A 15,870-nucleotide genomic window follows, 5' to 3' on the forward strand; every position below is an offset into this window, starting at 1 on the left:
CGCCCGACCTGAACACAAGCCCCCTACCCGTGAATGCCGTCAGGCGCTACACTGCCTGCCTTCCCCCTGAGATGTGCCGAGGTCTCGCGTGTTAAAAGATAATTTCAACGATCTTATTTCCCTGATGGTGGTGGCGCGCGAACGCAGTTTCACCAAAGCGGCCGCGAAACTCGGGGTCTCTCAGTCGGCGCTCAGCCACTCAATTCGGGCGCTGGAAGAGCGGCTTGCCCTGCGTTTACTCACGCGCACCACTCGCAGTGTGGCCCCCACCGAAGCCGGTGAGCGCTTGATCAATTCCATTGGCCCGCGTTTGACAGAAATAGAATCTGAGCTGATCGCCATTACAGAAATGCGCGACAAACCCGCCGGGAATATTCGACTGACGGCCGGGGAGCACGCGGCGCAATCCACCATCTGGCCAGCCCTGCAACCGTTTCTGCATCAGTACCACGATGTGAATGTGGAAATCACCGTCGACAACACCCTGACGGATATTGTCAGCGGCCGCTACGATGCCGGAGTGCGTTTAGGTGAGCAGGTGGCGAAAGATATGATCGCAGTGCGTATCGGGCCCGACTGGAGTATGGCGGTGGTCGGTTCACCGGATTATTTCGCCCGCTATGGTCGCCCGCAAATACCGCAGGATTTGCAGCAGCACAACTGTATTAATATGCGCCTGCCGACCATGGGCGGGCTATATGCGTGGGAATTTAAGAAGGATCAGCGGGAAATACGCGTGCGGGTTGAAGGGCAGCTGATTGTGAATTCGCTGGTGCCACGCATTGATGCCGCCCTCTCCGGCCTGGGGCTGGCCTGCTTACCGGAAGATACCGTTGCCGATCACCTTGCCAGCGGCACACTTGAGCGTGTGCTGCTCGACTGGAGCGAACCCTTTGCGGGGTATTATCTCTATTATCCCAGCCGTAAGCAGCATACAGCGGCATTTTCACGCATGATTGAGGCACTGCGCTATCCGCGCCAGAACGCGTTTGCCGCCCCCGCTGCACCCTCCCTTTAAACACGCAGTTTCCGCTTTTACTGCCTCTTACAGCAGTAAACTGTGACCTCTCCCGCGATAAATGACCGGTTTTGGCTAAAACCGGAAAAAAACCCCGCATGGATGTTCAGTTTTCCGGTTTTCTTTCCCTGACGATAATCACTCCATCAGGCTGCGGCTGCCGCCGTAGCTCAACTATCCCTGTAGGGGTAAAGGAGAGCGTGATGGAAACTTCGGGTAAAATTAACGTCGGTGTACTGGGTTGCGGGCCGATCTCGCAGGCGGGCCATTTTGAATCCTGCATCAAAGCCAGTAACGCCCGGTTGTATGCCATTTGCGACAGCGCCGATGACCTGCGCCAGCGCATGGCCGCGATGTGGGCGCCGGAAGTGGCGTATGCCGATTATCAGCAGATGCTGGATGATGAAAACGTCGATGCGATTATTATCGCTACCGCCGATGCGTTCCACGTGCCCCTGGCGATTAAAGCGTTAAAAGCAGGTAAACACGTGCTGTGTGAGAAACCCCTCGGGATCACGGTAGAAGAGAGCGAAGAGCTGGTACAGATTGCGCAGACCAGCGGCAAATTATTGCAGGTCGGTCATATGAAACGCTTTGATGGCGGCATTCAGGCAGCACGTGATTTCGTTCAGCAGGAGATGGGCCAGGCGGTGGCGTATAAAGGCTGGTATGGCGATAACAGCCACCGTTACACTGTCACCGATGCAGTGCAGCCAAAGATGATTACCAGCGCAGCAAAACGCAAACCCAGCGTCGATCCGAAAGCGGACTTGCAGCAATACTATCTGCTGGCACACGGCAGCCATCTGGTGGATACCGCCTTTTACATTAATGGCACCATCACCGATGTGGAAGCGCGTTTCCTGCATCGCGGCGGGGTCCACTGCTGGTTTATTGATATCGGTTTTGCCAACGGCGCGCTTGGCCAGCTTGATCTGAGCGTTGGTGTACGCATGGACTGGCATGAAGGTTTCCAGCTTTATGGCGAAAACGGCAGCGTGCTGGCAAAAACCTATAACCCGTGGCTGTTCAAATCCAGCGATGTCTATATTTTCCATGAAAAAACGGCATGCTGGCAGCGCCCGTTAGCCGCCGATGGTCATTTTTATCGCCGCCAGCTGGAGGCCTTTGCCCACGCTATCCTGACTGAACAACCGGTGACCGGTACCAGCGTGGAGGAAGGTCTGCATGTGGTTCAGGTGCTGGCCGCTATCCAGCAGTCGGTACGGGAAGGTCGCAGCGTATCGGTCACCAGCGCGCGGGGGTCTGTCTGATGTATAGCGGCATCTTCTCGAAAACGTTCGCCACCGCCAGCGTGGAGGAAAACTTCGCCCTGATAAAACAGTGTGGCTTTCAGGCCACCCAGTTTAACTACGCCAGCGCCGGGCTGCCTTCCCTGCCCACGGCGATCCCGGCAAGTATCCTGGAAGAGATCAACGCTGCACGCATTAAACATCAGATAAAGATTGAGGCTATTTCGGCCACCTTTAACCTGACGCATCCTGACCCGGCGGTAATTGCACGCGGAATGGCGTCGCTGGAGGTGATTGCGGCCGCGGCCGCCCGCCTGCACTGCCCGCTGCTCACCCTGTGCAGCGGTACGCTGGATGCCGATGACCAGTGGCGTGCGCACCTGGAGAACAACAGCCCCGCCGCCTGGCGCACGCTGTTACGCTCGATGGAACAGGCGCTGGCGATCGCCGACCAGTACCAGGTCAACCTCGGTATTGAGCCGGAGCTGGCCAATATTGTGAACTCCGCTGCCCGGGCGCGTCAGTTGATCGATGAACTTCAGCACCCGCGTCTGAAAATTATTTTTGACCCAGCAAACCTGTTTGAACAGGCGGATGCGGCGCAGCAGCAGCGCGTGATGGGTGAGGCCCTGGATCTTCTCGCCCCGGCCATTGCCATTGCCCATGCTAAAGACCGTGATGCCCGCGGTGAGTTTGTTACCGCCGGGCACGGGGTACTCGATTATCCCTGGTATATCAACGCGCTGCATACCGCCGGATTTGACGGCTGTGTGGTCACGCACGGCCTGCCAGCGGACGATGCCGCTGGCGTCAGTGCTCTGCTGGCACGCCTGATACCGCAGTCGGGAGGGGTTCATGCTTAGTACCTTTACGCATCAGGGGCTGGCGCTAACTTACAGCGATAATCGTGCGGCGGGCCCGGTGCTGGTGTTCCAGCACGGTCTGACCGGGGACCACCAGCAGACACGTCAAAGTTATACAGCCGATGACTGCCGTCTGATCACTCTGGAGTGCCGCAGTCACGGCGGTACTGCGCAGGGGGATGAAGCGCAGCTGGGCATTATCCCGTTCGCCAGCGATTTGAGCGCGTTGCTCGATCATCTGGAGATTGAACAGGCGCATTTTGCCGGTATTTCAATGGGAGCGGCCATCGTTGCCCGGTTGGCCGCACAGCAGCCGCAGCGTGTGAGCAGCCTGACGCTGGTGCGCCCGGCCTGGCACCAGCGGCGCAGCCCCGCCAATATGGTGCCGTTTGCCCTCGCGGCCGATTATTTGCACTATTTCCCGGTGCACGCCGGGCTTGAGGCCTTCCGTGAGTGCGGCCTGTTCACCACGCTGGCTGCCCTGTCCCCTGATAATGCCAGTGCGCTGGAGGCGCTGTTCAGCAAGGGCGTGGACCCGCAGTTACTGCGGCGTCTGGTGTTGTGCGACCCGGGTTTCGACAGCGAAGCACTGCGTGCCCTGCCGGTTTCACCTCGTGTGGTGGGGTGCGCGGAGGATGAGATCCACCCGCTGGCACTGGCGCAGGCGGTGGCTGCCGATCTGCGCGTTCCGTGTGATGAAATCACGGCCAAATCCCGCGATAAAGCAGCCTATTTCGCCGAACTGACCGCCATCCTTCAGCAGCAGATACACGCATAACCCTCACATTACTCAATCCACAGCTGGCTGAAGTCTGGCCAGCCTAGCGTACTGAGATCGCGCCAGGTAAAGGCAGAGTCCGATTCGTAATCCAGCCAGTGATGAAACAGTGGCAACAGCCAGCGCTGCTGGGTGATGCGCATAAACCAGCGGGCGATGGCGGGCATAAAGCGCTCGTTCTCGTGCTGGCTGTATTGCTGGATCAGCAGATGCAGGCTCTGCGTCATCTCCTGCGGCAGATGTTTTAACACCGGGTCCGGGATCATCCAGCTCAGGGCCGAATAAATATCGTCGAAGTCGATCATAAAGTTGCTCAGCCACAGATCGGCCCCTTCCACTTTCCCGCTCATAAACTCCAGCCAGCTGACCTGTTTGATCTGGCAGCTGATGCCATGCTGCTGAAGGATAGCGACAATGCCACGCGCCAGCTCACTCAGCTCCGGTTGTTCAAAAGTGGCCAGCACCAGCGGGCGATTATTGCCAAAGGAGGGGTTCGGCTGGCCGTAATCGATAATACGGTGGTTCCATTCCGGCAGCATCCCGGTGGCATAAGCCAGCGCCGTTGAGTAGTTTGGCGTCAGCTGGCTGCGGCGCAGAATATCCAGCGGTTGCAGCACCTCATTGAGAAAGCGCCGCCAGTGCATATCCGCGCAGTGACCTTCACTGTCAATCAGCAGGAAACAGCCGCCCTGCTCCAGCTTGCGTTCGGTGGGCTTATTGATCGACTCGGCCTGATGCGTATGCAGCAGCGTGATAAAGCTCATGTTCAGCTCCTGCGTATCGAAGCGATAGACATTCACCTCGTCAATCATCGGCCTGCTCTGATGGTAGTGACTGTTGCGCCGCAGACAGAGAACGGTATCGCTATGCTCGCTGATGCAAAACGGACCGCTGCACAACCACTGACCGTTACGCGTTTTGAATAGCCGCGCGGCCAGCACCGAAAGCAGACCAGGGAAGTTTTCCAGTGACCGCTGTAACAAAAAACTCAGTTTCAACTCACCATCAAGTGAAATCTCGCTGATATCGCTAAACAGAGCGCGAAATTGCGCCGAATGGCGGGCATGTTCAAGGCAGCGGCGCACCTCATCCGCATTGATTTTACTGCCGTCTGAAAAGTGCAGGTTTTTACGCAGAAAAAACTGCCACTGAGTAAAGCTGTCGTTGTTTAGCCAGTAGTGCGCCAGGTCCGGCACCACCGCACGCTGAAAGGGATCGTAACGCGTCAGGCCGCTAAAGCACTGGCGGATCAGGTGGCGCTCGGTGCGACGCTGCGGCAGCAGCGGATTCAGCCCGTCAATCGCCCGGTAATACGGGATTTTGAGCTGCACTTCATCGTTGGTGATAAAGGTGCCGAAATTATCGCGGATCAGATCTTTGATCTTCGGACTGCTGCCGCCGACCATTTTCAGCGCTTTATCAAACTGGCTGTGCTCCAGTAAGTCGCTGAGATTGTGCTGTTGCAGCGCCTGCGGGGTGATCAAAAAGCGTAGCGAAGAGCGTTTTCCCCGACCGCGCTGGGGCTGCCAGTCTATCCACCCTGATTCCCGCATCCGGCTTAACAGAATGCGCGCATTACGCGGCGTACTGCTCAGGGCATGGGCCACTTCATCCACCTGCAAATGCGCAACATCATGCGCGGCGTAAAGCATATAGAGTCGCTGAAAATGCTCACCCAGTGCGGCCATCATCTTACCTGTTTTGCCATTTTTTCCTATTTTAGGGCAAGACATGTTGCCTGACTGTGATCGTATTCATATTCATTTCCGGTTTTAACGAAAACCGGAAATGAATTTATCCGTGACGCTGTGTTTTTAAGCGACAGCAAAAAATCAATGATGAAGATAAGGCGGGTCAGCCTGTTGGCCCGAATTAATCGACTCTGTGAACAAGGACATGATGATGACCACAACCCCTCGTACCCACTGCCTGCAACAGCTGCCTACTGACCGCCTCCTGGCTGAAATGTCGGTATGGTCAGCGGACCTCGCCCATCTGGCCGATGACATCACTCGCGTCGATGAGCTGGCGGATATCTACCATGTTGACGTTGCTGACGGCCACTTTACCCCCTCAATGCTGTTTTTCCCGGACCTGGTGGCGGCGCTGCGCAAGGTCACCACCAAACCGCTGCATGTTCACCTGATGGTATCCGACGCGATCCTGCTGGAGCAGATCGACCAGTTTGCCGAGGCCGGTGCCGATATCATCTCGATTCAGGGGGAAAATCAGCCCATCGAACAGGCGCTGGCGCGGATTGAACACCACGGCTGTGCCGCCGGGATGGTGTTGCAACTGCATACCCCGGTCAGCGATTTAACGCCGTATCTCTCCCGCCTGGCGTTTGTCACCCTGCTCGGCACGCGCATGGGAGTCAAAGGTCAGGGACTGGCCGATGAGGCTTACGACCGGCTGCAACAGGCACGCCGTCTGATCCAGGATTCCCCTGCGCAGCAACACATCTTCCTCGCGGCCGATGGTGCCATCCGTGAACATACCGTGCCGGAACTGCGCCGCAGCGGAGCGGATACCGTGGTCATGGGATCGCTGGCGTTTAATGCCCCCGACTACCCGGCCACCATGAACTGGATACGCACCCTGCCGTAAGTCACCCGATCTTATTGCTGTACCCCCTACTGACCGACCGAGAGGCTGCATAATGATTAACACACTTATAAATGAAACATTAATCTGCCTTGATTTACACGCCACCCGCAAAGAGCAGGTGTTCAGCGAGATGGCTGAACTGCTGTTCCGTGCCGGCAATATTACGGATAAAGCGAAGTTTATTGCCGATGTGCAGGCGCGCGAAGCCATTGCGAACACCGGGTTTGAAGATGGGATTGCCATTCCTCATGCAAAAAGTGCCGCGGTGAAACACCCCGCCGTCGCTATCGGCATCAGCCGCCAGGGCATCGACTATGGTGCTGAAGACGGCCAGCCCAGCCGCCTGTTCTTTATGATCGCCTCGCCTGAGCAGGGTGCCGACCACCATATCGAAGTGCTGGCGGCATTCTCCGGGAAGTTTATTGAGGACGGTTTCAGTGAACGTCTGCTGGCCGCCGACAGCCCGGCGGCCGTCATGGCGCTGCTGACCGCCCCCACCCAGACGTCTGCGTCCACGGTTACAGCAACCAAAGGCTTGCTGATCGGCGTTACCGGCTGCCCGACCGGGATCGCGCACACTTACCTGGCGGCGGAAGCGCTGGAACAGGGAGCGCGTGAACTGGGTTACCAGATTATTGTGGAAACCAACGGCTCCATCGGTGTGCGTAACAGCCCGACGGCACAGCAAATTGCCGAGGCCGACGCCATTCTGGTGTGCAGTGATAAGCAGGTGGAGATGGCGCGTTTTGCCGGAAAGAAGCTGATTCAAACTCCGGTCAAAGCCCCGATTAAAGCCGCGCAGCAGGTGATTCGCCAGGGGCTGGAAGCCCCGTTGTACCAGGCGGATAAATCTTCCGGCAGCAGCAGCGCGGCTGCGCAGCCTTCAGGCCGCAGCGATATCTACCGGTTTCTGATGAACGGCGTATCGCATATGATCCCCTTTGTGGTCACCGGTGGGCTGATGATCGCCCTGTCGCTGGCTATTGGCGGCCAGCCCGGCCCTTCCGGCATGAGTATTCCTGAAGGCAGTATCTGGCAGTCGGTGCTGGATGTCGGCGTGGTGGCCTTCAAACTGATGATCCCGATCCTTTCCGCCTATATCGCTTACGCTATCGGCGACCGCTCCGCGCTGGCTCCCGGCTTTATCGGCGGCTGGATTGCCAATACCGGCAGTTTCTACGGCGCAGAAGCGGGAACCGGGTTTATCGGTGCGATCCTCGCCGGGCTGATTGTGGGCTATGTGGTGCGCTGGCTGGCCACGCGCCGCTACCCCAAAATGGTACAACCGCTCGTACCGATCCTGATCGTGCCCCTGACGGGTACGCTGTTTATTGCCGGGCTGTTTATTTTTGTGATTGGCGCACCGATTTCCAGCGCCATGACCGGAATGAATCATCTGCTGGTGTCGCTGAATGGCAGTAGCCTGGTGCTGCTGGGTATTGTGATCGGCGGCATGGCCGGATTTGATATGGGCGGGCCGGTGAATAAAGTCGCCTTCCTGTTCTGCCTGAGTATGCTGACGGCTGGCCATGCGGAGTATATGGGCGCAATCACCTGCGCCATTCCGGTAGCCCCGCTGGGGATGGGTCTGGCCACGTTCCTGTCCCGTAAGCTGTCGCTGTTTGCCGGAGAAGAGAATGAAGCCGGTAAAGCCTCGTTTGCGATGGGTCTGGTGGGTATTTCTGAAGGGGCCATTCCGTTTGCGGCACGCGACCCGCTTAGCGTGATCCCGGCTAACGTGATCGGCAGTATGGCGGCAGCGGTGATGGCGTTCCAGTTGGGCATCACCAATCAGGTTGCGCACGGCGGGCCAATTGTGGTCCTGCTGGGCGCGATGAACAAACCGTCACTGGCCCTGCTGACCATGTTTACCGGTGCTCTGCTGACGGCGGTGATTGCCATTGCGGTGAAATATATGCGCGTGAAGGCGGCACAGAATAAGCGCGCCGTCACCACCACCTCCATGCAAAAATCCGCCACCCACTAACCCCCCGACAGAGCGCGCCGGGCGGCGCGCTCTGCACTTCAGCCCTGTTTATCAACGCTGAATGCGATGTCTTTCGTTGCGTCAAGCACCTGCAAACGCGAGGTCAGCGCTTCCCGAATAGAGTGGTACGCCTTGCTGCCCAGCGCCAGACGAAACGGCGGGTTATCGAGATCCGCTGCGGCAATAATCGCATCCACAGTTTTTTTCGCATCGCCATTAATCGCAATGCTGCCATCGGCAATCCCCCGCCGCACGGCTCCTGCGGGCGTGTTGTCGTAACACGCCATCGGTTCGGCGATATCAATCCCGGTGACAAACTGCGTATCGGTCGGCCCCGGTTCGGCTAGCAGGAAATCGATACCGAACGGCGCAACCTCCTGCGCGACGGACTCAATAAACCCTTCAATCCCCCATTTACTGGCGTGATAAAGGCTGAAATTAGGCCAGGCGATCTGCCCGCCCTCCGAGGAAATCTGCACAATCCGTCCTCCTCCCTGTTGGCGCAGAAACGGCAATGCGGTGCGGATCAGCTGCACAGAACTGGTGAGATTGGTGGCGATTTGCCGTGCGATCTGCGCGTCACTGACCTCCTCCGCGGCACCAAACAGCCCGTAACCTGCGTTACTGACCAGCACATCGATACGCCCGGCGCGGTCGAAGGCCTGCTGTATCACCGTGCGCATCGTGGCGGTATCCGTCACATCCAGCAGCACGACCGAGAGCTGTTCTCCCCAGCGAGCTAACAGATCGTCCAGCGGGCCGTGCCTGCGCAGGGTGGCAATCACGCGGTCGCCCCGCTGCAGCAGGCGTTCTGTCATCAGACGCCCCAGGCCTGTCGAGGTGCCGGTAATAAACCATGTTTTGTTGCTCATCGCTGCTCTCCATCAATGTTGTTTACTCACCCGCACAGCTTATGGCACGCTGACTGGCATGATAAGACTCAACAATTGGCATGAAGAGGTGAAATGAAATCACCAATACGAACCCCCTCGATCTCTGACCTGAAAGTCTTTATCGCCGTGGCAGAGCAACGCAGTTTTCGCCGGGCGGCAGAATTATCAGGCGTGACCCGCTCAACCCTGAGCCATGCCATTCGCGGGCTGGAAGAGCGCCTTGGCGTGCGCCTGCTGCACCGCACCACGCGCAGCGTGGCATTGACCGATGCCGGAGAAAAGCTGCTGCGGCGCATTACACCGCACCTCAACGGGCTGGAGCAGGCGCTGGAAGAGGTGGCGGATGCACAGGGACAATTACTGGGAACGCTGCGGATTAACGGCGGTGAAGAGGCAATTCAGCAGCTACTGATGACCGTCATCCCGGAGTATCAGGCACGTTATCCGGGCGTGGAGCTGGATCTGGTGGTGGATGGCAGGCTGGTTGACATTGTGGCACAGGGGTTTGATGCCGGGATCCGGCTGGCGGAGGATGTAGCCGCCGATATGATCGCCGTGCGTTTTGGTGAGGATATCCGGTTTGTTGCCGTGGCCTCACCCGCCTATCTGGCGCAGCATCCGGCCCCCGGCGTGCCCGATGATCTGGCACAGCATCGCTGCATTCGCCAGCGTCTGCCCGGCGGCAGGCGTTATCGCTGGGAATTTTCGCGCCACGGGCAGCAGGTTGCGCTGGATGTTCCCGGCACGCTGACGCTGAACAGCTCAGCCCTGATGGCCGGGGCCGCCCTCCAGGGGCTGGGGATCGCCTATGTGCCAGAAAGCCATGTGCGGGAAGCGCTCAATCAGGGCACGCTGGTCAGGGTACTGGAGGCATGGTGCCCGCCAGTCCCTGGTTTATGCCTCTATTTCCCGGCGAATCGCCATATGCCCGTCAGCCTGAGGGCGCTGGTAGATATGATCAAACGCCAGAGTCCGGTTACACCAGATACTGTTTAAACCAGGCGATGGTTCTCTCCCACGCCAGATCTGCCGCCGTTTTGTCATAACGCGGCGTCGAATCATTATGAAAACCGTGGTTCACGCCTTTATACACATAGCCTTCGTAGACTTTATGATGCTCTTTCAGCGCAGCTTCATAAGCCGGCCAGCCCTCGGTAATCCGTGTATCCAGCTCCGCATAATGCAGTAGCAGCGGCGCGTTGATTTTGGCCACATCTTCCGCTTTCGGCTGGCGACCATAAAACGGCACGGCAGCGCCCAGTTCGGGATAGGCCACGGCCGCCGCATTCGCCACCCCGCCGCCATAACAGAAGCCGGTTATGCCTACTTTGCCGCTGGCGCCATCGTGCTGCATCAGAAACTCAATCGCCGCAAAAAAGTCGTTCATCAGCTTTGTCGGGTCAATTTGCTGTTGCAGCTCGCGCCCTTTCTCATCATTGCCCGGATAGCCGCCAACCGAACTTAATCCGTCCGGGGCCAGCGCAATAAAGCCGGCTTTCGCCACCCGCCGCGCCACATCCTCGATATACGGGTTCAGCCCGCGATTTTCATGCACCACCACCACTGCAGGCACCTTACCCGTGACTTTCGCCGGACGGACGAGGTAACCCTTCACGCTCCCGTGTCCCTGCGGGGACGAGTAGTGAATATACTCCGCAAGAATATCGGGATCGGTAAACTCAACCTGCTGCGCATAGGCATAATTCGGCGTCAGCAAGGTGCCGAGTGCCGCCGCCGACAGGCCACCGACAACAAACTTCGCCGCGATATCCAGAAACTCACGTTTCGTGATTTTACCGTGTACATAGAAGTCAAAATATTCGAGCAGTTCAGGAGGGAAATCTTTTGCCGTCATACGTGTCATTAGCCAGGCTCCGTACGGTGCATAAAACGTGGGGCCGACGTTACTGGTCGGCCCGGTTTGGCAGGATAGCGCGTGAGTTACAGTTCCACGCTGTGCCCCTGAATATCAGGAATAGCCTTAATCAGCCCCTGTTGCAAGTACCACTCAGCAACATGCTGAATATGCTGGCGCTGCTCTGCCCCTACTGACGACAGCGGAACGGTATTGACCTCGCCCAGCCGATCGCCCAGCCCTTCGCCCAGACGGCCCATCTGTTGTGCCCAGATTTTCCCGGCTTCATGTGGGTGCGCTTTGGCCCAGACATTCTGCTCTTTCATCACCTGCCAGACGATCTTCACCACCTCCGGATGCTGGCGGTTAAACTGCTCAGTGACAAAGTAACCCACGGCGTTCTCCGACCCCAGCTGTTTACCATTGGTCAGCAGACGCCCTTCGTAGCTTTGACGCGCCAGCGACAGGAACGGGTCCCACACCGCCCAGGCATCCACATGACCGCCGACAAAGGCACTGCCGCTGTCCGTCGGCGTCAGGTACTCTTTCTGTACTTCGCTCTCTTTGATCCCGGCCGTCTGCAACGCGCGTGACAGCAGATACTCTCCCGTGCCGCCCTTGTTCACCGCCACTTTTTTACCGCGCAGATCCGCCAGCGTTTTCAGCGTGGAATCGTTGCGCACCACAATGCCTTCGCCATCGGGCGACATCGCCTGATAACCAAAGAACACCAGCGGCAGCCCGGCGGCAATGGCGGTGACAAAGGCCGTGGAGCTGCCGGTGGTCATATCAATAGCGTTGGCATTCATTGCTTCATAGGCGGGTGCCGCTGATGAGAACGGCCCTGCCCATTCCAGTTTTACGTTGTGCGCAGCCAGCGCTTTTTCCAGGCTGCCATTCTCTTTCGCCAGCGCCAGGTCGGTTGGTGCCCGTAAAAACCCTATTCTCAGTGTGATCTCGTCTGCGGCCTGCGCCGTCATCGTTACCCCTAACGCCGCGGCGACCAGCCAGCGCAGCACTCCCTTATTCATGCCTGTACTCCATTGTCGAGCGCGACGTTTATCCGCAGCGCCTGGGTGATAAATCGGGCGGCCAAAAGATCGTCGGCCTGCTGTTGCTGCTCTGCCAGCAGTTCCGGGGTCACCCGGTGAATGCCCCACGGGCGGGACCGAATAGTCGAGAGCCAGCTGGTGACGCTGAGTGAGCCGGGAAGATGCCGATGGATCAGCTCCGCGGCCTGCTGACTGTTGCTGGCGATCCAGCGGTCATTCTCGGCCAGCACCGTCAGCAGGATTTCCGCCTGCTGCGCAGACTGATGCAGCCAGCGTTCACGGCACCAGAACAGGGAACGGTTGCGGATCACCTCGCCCACCTGAACAAGGCAGCGCACCTTTTTAGCATCCTGTGCCGCGGTTAGCCAGGGATCGATAGCCGCCCACAAATCCACCCGTCCCTCGCGCAGCGCACGGGCAGACTCACTGCCGTTAAGATCAACCAGCTGGATATCGTCCAGGGTCAGCCCGTTCTGCAACAGCAGCCGGGCGAGGAAATGGTCGGTAAACGATCCTTTCATGCAGGCAATGCGCGCGCCTTTGAGATCGTTGGTGCTCTGACGCGGCCCGTCTTTCATCCCAAGCAGCGCGCAGTTTGCCGTCCGGTCGGGTGAAGCCGCCAGATAGGCCACGTCCAGACCGTTGCCCTGTGCCAGCAGCGGCGGCGTGGACCCGGTGCCGACGACATCCAGCCGTTGTTCTGCCAGAAAAGTGGCACTGTCGCCCCCATGCAGATAATCCGTCCAGACCACGCCGCCCTGCGCTGCCAGTGCCGTTTCCAGCACGCCGCGATGGCGCAGAATAAACAGTGAAAGATTGTTCGGGTGACTGCCAATACGTAACGTCATCCACGATCCTCCTGCTGCCCCACCGGGCTGTCCCACAGATTGCTCCAGGTGAAAGTATTACCGGAATCATCGGCCACGTGCGTCACCGTGGGCGCGTCCAGCGACAGACGCGGTAACACCAGCTGGCTGAAGCGTTGTGCTTCCTCCACCAGCGGGAAACCGGACAGGATAAACACCTCCACGCCGGCCTGCTGATAGTCACGCAGCACGCGCTCAACGGTTTCCGGGCTGCCGACAATCGCGGTGCCCGGCCCCGGACGGACCAGGCCGATGCCAGCCCACAGATTCGGGTAAATCTCCAGCTCACGCGGGTTTTCCGGGCGGGCGTTATTGTGCAGTGCGCTCATGCGTGCCTGACCGACAGAATCCGATCCGGCGGCCAGCGCCTGGCAGGCAGCAATCGCTTTATCGTCCATTGAACGGTACAGCTCCTCCACCGCCTGCCACGCGGCTTCATCCGTTTCCCGCAGGATCACATACAGACGAATGCCAAAGCGCAGCGTGCGCTGATGCTGAAGCGCTTTCTGTTTCACAGCGGCAATTTTCTCTGCGGCCTGCGGCGGCGTTTCCCCCCAGGAGAGATAGGTATCAATATGTTTTGCCGCAACATCCTGTGCTGCCTCCGATGAACCGCCGAACCATAGCGCAGGCGGTAGGTAGCCACCGTTGCCCAGCGCCAGACGGGCGTTGCTGATATGCAGGTGTTCACCTTCGAAATCCACCGTCTGTTCAGCCAGCAACGGCTTCAGCACGGTAAGAAACTCATCGCTTAGCTGGTAGCGCTGGTCGTGTTCAAGATGCAGACCATACGCACCCAGGGTATTTTTATCGCCGCTCACCACATTGAGCAGCACGCGTCCCTGGGAGAACTGGTTGAACGTCACCGCCATTTTGGCCAGCAGCGTGGGGGAAACCAGCCCGGGTTGGATCGCGATCAGGAACTTCATCCGTTGCGTCAGCGGGATCAGCGAAGCCCCGACAATCCAGGGATCGTGCGCGCCGGTGGCCAATAGCGCGCCGGTAAACCCCAGATTATCCACCGCCTGCGCCACTTCCTGAAACCAGGCATAGTCGATTTTGCGACTGCCGGAGGCGGTCCAGGGCTGCGGCCCGTCGGGGGCGGTGAGATACCAGTAGATTTCCATTAAGGCTTCCTTCTTTTTTTTGCCTGAAGTAAACGACAGCAATAACAAAGCCGCACAGACAGAACAAAGAAGAAATCGGGGAAAGTTCAGCGTTAAAAAGCATTTAGAAAAAAAGCGGCTCTGCGGCCGCTTCTGTTTCCGGGTATTTCCTGGTGTTGACGTCAGACTATTTCAGCACAGCCAGCAACTGGTCAGCCCCTTTATCAATGCCCACTTTAGCGGCAGACAGGGAACCAAAGCTGGCCCCGACATTCATTGCATTGGGATACTGTTTCGTCACCCAGGCCTGTAATAACTGGTTATTGTCGGCCTGATAGATCTCAACGGCATAGCTGACTGAGCCGTTCATCAGCCCTTCCCGCCCACGCACCGCCTGCACAATATTGTACGGCCCACCCGCCAGATCGAACTTGGTGAACGTTCCCAGCACCGGCGTGGTGGTCTCGGCTCCGGTAAGCGTCAGCTTAATGCGCAGCGCCTGTGGCGAGGGATGCTGGCTGGGTGAAAACCGGGTTTTCAGTACCTCGTTGCAGCGCTGGTACAGATAATCGGCCAGCTCCTGACGATCGGCCTGGCTGAGATCGCCAAACTGATTATCCGCGCCCTGATAGACGATGACCGGATCCACCGTCACTGTGGTGTATTTTTTACAGTCGACCTGGCCTGCGGTGCGCCACGGCTGGCGATAGGCATCCTCACCGCTGTTAGGCCGCAGCTGTTCAGCAGACGATAACCCGGCATAACGTGGCGGCTGCGTGCCCGCACAGCCTGCCAGTATTAGTGAGAGGAGTAATAAAGACGATGTAAAAACCTGGCGTTGAGTGAACATAAGAATATCCTTTTTTGTAAGTGAACCGTACTGTACGGTATAGTTATGCCCTGGCAGGATTTTTCTGTCAATAAAATGTACACTCGGGTTTATTTTTCGCGGGAGAGCCGATGAAAGTCCGAACTGAAGCACGCCGTGAGGCAATCGTGGAAGCTGCCGCACAGCTTTTCCAGGAGATGGGTTACGAGCGCGCGTCCATGAATGAGCTGTCAAAGCGCCTTGGCGGCTCCAAAGCCACGCTGTATAACTATTTTCCCTCGAAAGAGGAGCTGTTCAGCGCGGTGATCCGCACCTATGCCACTCAACATTTGACAGACGCCGCCAATGTACTTAACGATGCGATGGCGAAAAGCGTCACGCTGGAAGAGAAACTACAGCGCTTTGGCGAGCAGATGTTGCAGGTGATGACCACGGATAATACCGCCCTGTCGGTTTATCGTATGGTGGTGGGAGAAGCCGGGCATTCCGATATGGGCATGCTGTTTTATGAATCCGGCCCGCGTGAGAGCGTGGAAAAACTGGCGCGGTTGTTCTCGTCAGCGATGGATAACGGCGCGCTGCGCCTCGGCGATCCACAGGTACGCGCCTTGCAGTTTCTGGCACTGCTGACCGCTGAAATTGAAATCCGTATTTATCAGCGCACCGCTCCGCCAATGAGCGAGAAGCGGGTACGTGAAATGACAGCCTGCGCGGTCCGGATGTTTATGGCCGGGGCTGGAAAATAATCTTCTCAATACGATGG

General features: G+C 58.0%; 15 protein-coding genes. 8 read left to right on the forward strand and 7 right to left on the reverse strand.

The features are described from left to right. Positions 1-88: 88 nt before the first annotated feature. The 4 genes from WH279_RS16600 (at position 89) to WH279_RS16615 (ending at position 3,912) form a co-directional block, all read left to right on the forward strand. Positions 89-1,018, forward strand: coding sequence for a LysR family transcriptional regulator (locus WH279_RS16600; protein WP_339457773.1), 930 nt, complete (start codon positions 89-91; stop codon positions 1,016-1,018). Positions 1,019-1,221: 203 nt separating this feature from the next. Next, positions 1,222-2,292 (forward strand): Gfo/Idh/MocA family protein, encoded by a 1,071-nt coding sequence (locus tag WH279_RS16605; RefSeq protein WP_339457774.1) that lies wholly within the window; start codon positions 1,222-1,224, stop codon positions 2,290-2,292. After that, the gene (locus WH279_RS16610; protein ID WP_339457775.1) at positions 2,292-3,134 is read left to right on the forward strand and encodes a sugar phosphate isomerase/epimerase family protein; all 843 of its coding nucleotides are present in this window, start codon (positions 2,292-2,294) and stop codon (positions 3,132-3,134) included. Before WH279_RS16605 ends, WH279_RS16610 begins: the two co-directional genes overlap by 1 nt. Beyond that, positions 3,127-3,912 carry an alpha/beta fold hydrolase gene (locus tag WH279_RS16615; RefSeq protein WP_339457776.1) on the forward strand — a complete coding sequence of 262 codons (786 nt, stop codon included), beginning with the start codon at positions 3,127-3,129 and terminating at the stop codon, positions 3,910-3,912. Before WH279_RS16610 ends, WH279_RS16615 begins: the two co-directional genes overlap by 8 nt. An 8-nt stretch (positions 3,913-3,920) precedes the next feature. On the opposite strand, the gene WH279_RS16620 is transcribed toward WH279_RS16615, so the two are convergent. Continuing rightward, positions 3,921-5,645 (reverse strand): SgrR family transcriptional regulator, encoded by a 1,725-nt coding sequence (locus WH279_RS16620; RefSeq protein WP_339457777.1) that lies wholly within the window; start codon positions 5,643-5,645, stop codon positions 3,921-3,923. A gap of 169 nt (positions 5,646-5,814) precedes the next feature. Here WH279_RS16620 and WH279_RS16625 point away from each other — a divergent pair, with 169 nt between their 5' ends. Then, positions 5,815-6,519 carry a ribulose-phosphate 3-epimerase gene (locus tag WH279_RS16625; protein WP_197931320.1) on the forward strand — a complete coding sequence of 235 codons (705 nt, stop codon included), beginning with the start codon at positions 5,815-5,817 and terminating at the stop codon, positions 6,517-6,519. 52 nt (positions 6,520-6,571) lie between these two features. Beyond that, positions 6,572-8,506: a PTS fructose transporter subunit IIABC gene (locus WH279_RS16630; protein ID WP_339457778.1), complete on the forward strand. Its 1,935-nt coding sequence runs from the start codon at positions 6,572-6,574 to the stop codon at positions 8,504-8,506. Positions 8,507-8,544: 38 nt separating this feature from the next. Here WH279_RS16630 and WH279_RS16635 read toward each other — a convergent pair whose 3' ends face one another. Next, positions 8,545-9,378 (reverse strand): SDR family oxidoreductase, encoded by an 834-nt coding sequence (locus WH279_RS16635; RefSeq protein ID WP_339457779.1) that lies wholly within the window; start codon positions 9,376-9,378, stop codon positions 8,545-8,547. 93 nt (positions 9,379-9,471) lie between these two features. Here WH279_RS16635 and WH279_RS16640 point away from each other — a divergent pair, with 93 nt between their 5' ends. Then, entirely contained in the window at positions 9,472-10,395 is a 924-nt protein-coding gene (locus tag WH279_RS16640; protein WP_339457780.1) for a LysR family transcriptional regulator, read from the forward strand. Here the strand turns inward: WH279_RS16640 and yghX are convergent. The 5 genes from yghX to WH279_RS16665 form a co-directional block, all read right to left on the reverse strand. Continuing rightward, positions 10,376-11,263, reverse strand: coding sequence for a YghX family hydrolase (gene yghX / locus WH279_RS16645; protein WP_339457781.1), 888 nt, complete (start codon positions 11,261-11,263; stop codon positions 10,376-10,378). The two genes, WH279_RS16640 and yghX, sit on opposite strands and share 20 nt — an antisense overlap. Before the next feature lie 77 nt (positions 11,264-11,340). Continuing rightward, positions 11,341-12,285: an aliphatic sulfonate ABC transporter substrate-binding protein gene (locus tag WH279_RS16650; RefSeq protein WP_212812759.1), complete on the reverse strand. Its 945-nt coding sequence runs from the start codon at positions 12,283-12,285 to the stop codon at positions 11,341-11,343. After that, positions 12,282-13,154 carry an ABC transporter substrate-binding protein gene (locus tag WH279_RS16655; protein ID WP_133841999.1) on the reverse strand — a complete coding sequence of 291 codons (873 nt, stop codon included), beginning with the start codon at positions 13,152-13,154 and terminating at the stop codon, positions 12,282-12,284. The genes WH279_RS16650 and WH279_RS16655 overlap by 4 nt, the downstream gene beginning before the upstream one ends. Further along, a complete protein-coding gene (locus tag WH279_RS16660; protein ID WP_339457782.1) occupies positions 13,151-14,299 on the reverse strand; it encodes an LLM class flavin-dependent oxidoreductase in 1,149 nt (382 codons plus the stop codon). Before WH279_RS16660 ends, WH279_RS16655 begins: the two co-directional genes overlap by 4 nt. 166 nt (positions 14,300-14,465) lie before the next feature. Then, a complete protein-coding gene (locus tag WH279_RS16665) occupies positions 14,466-15,128 on the reverse strand; it encodes a DUF3313 domain-containing protein (protein ID WP_339457783.1) in 663 nt (220 codons plus the stop codon). A 110-nt stretch (positions 15,129-15,238) separates the two neighbouring features. Here WH279_RS16665 and WH279_RS16670 point away from each other — a divergent pair, with 110 nt between their 5' ends. Continuing rightward, positions 15,239-15,853 carry a TetR/AcrR family transcriptional regulator gene (locus tag WH279_RS16670; RefSeq protein ID WP_339457784.1) on the forward strand — a complete coding sequence of 205 codons (615 nt, stop codon included), beginning with the start codon at positions 15,239-15,241 and terminating at the stop codon, positions 15,851-15,853. The last annotated feature ends 17 nt before the right edge of the window (positions 15,854-15,870 follow it).

The organism is Erwinia sp. MYb375, from assembly GCF_037479175.1.
Taxonomy (GTDB): domain Bacteria; phylum Pseudomonadota; class Gammaproteobacteria; order Enterobacterales; family Enterobacteriaceae; genus Erwinia; species Erwinia rhapontici.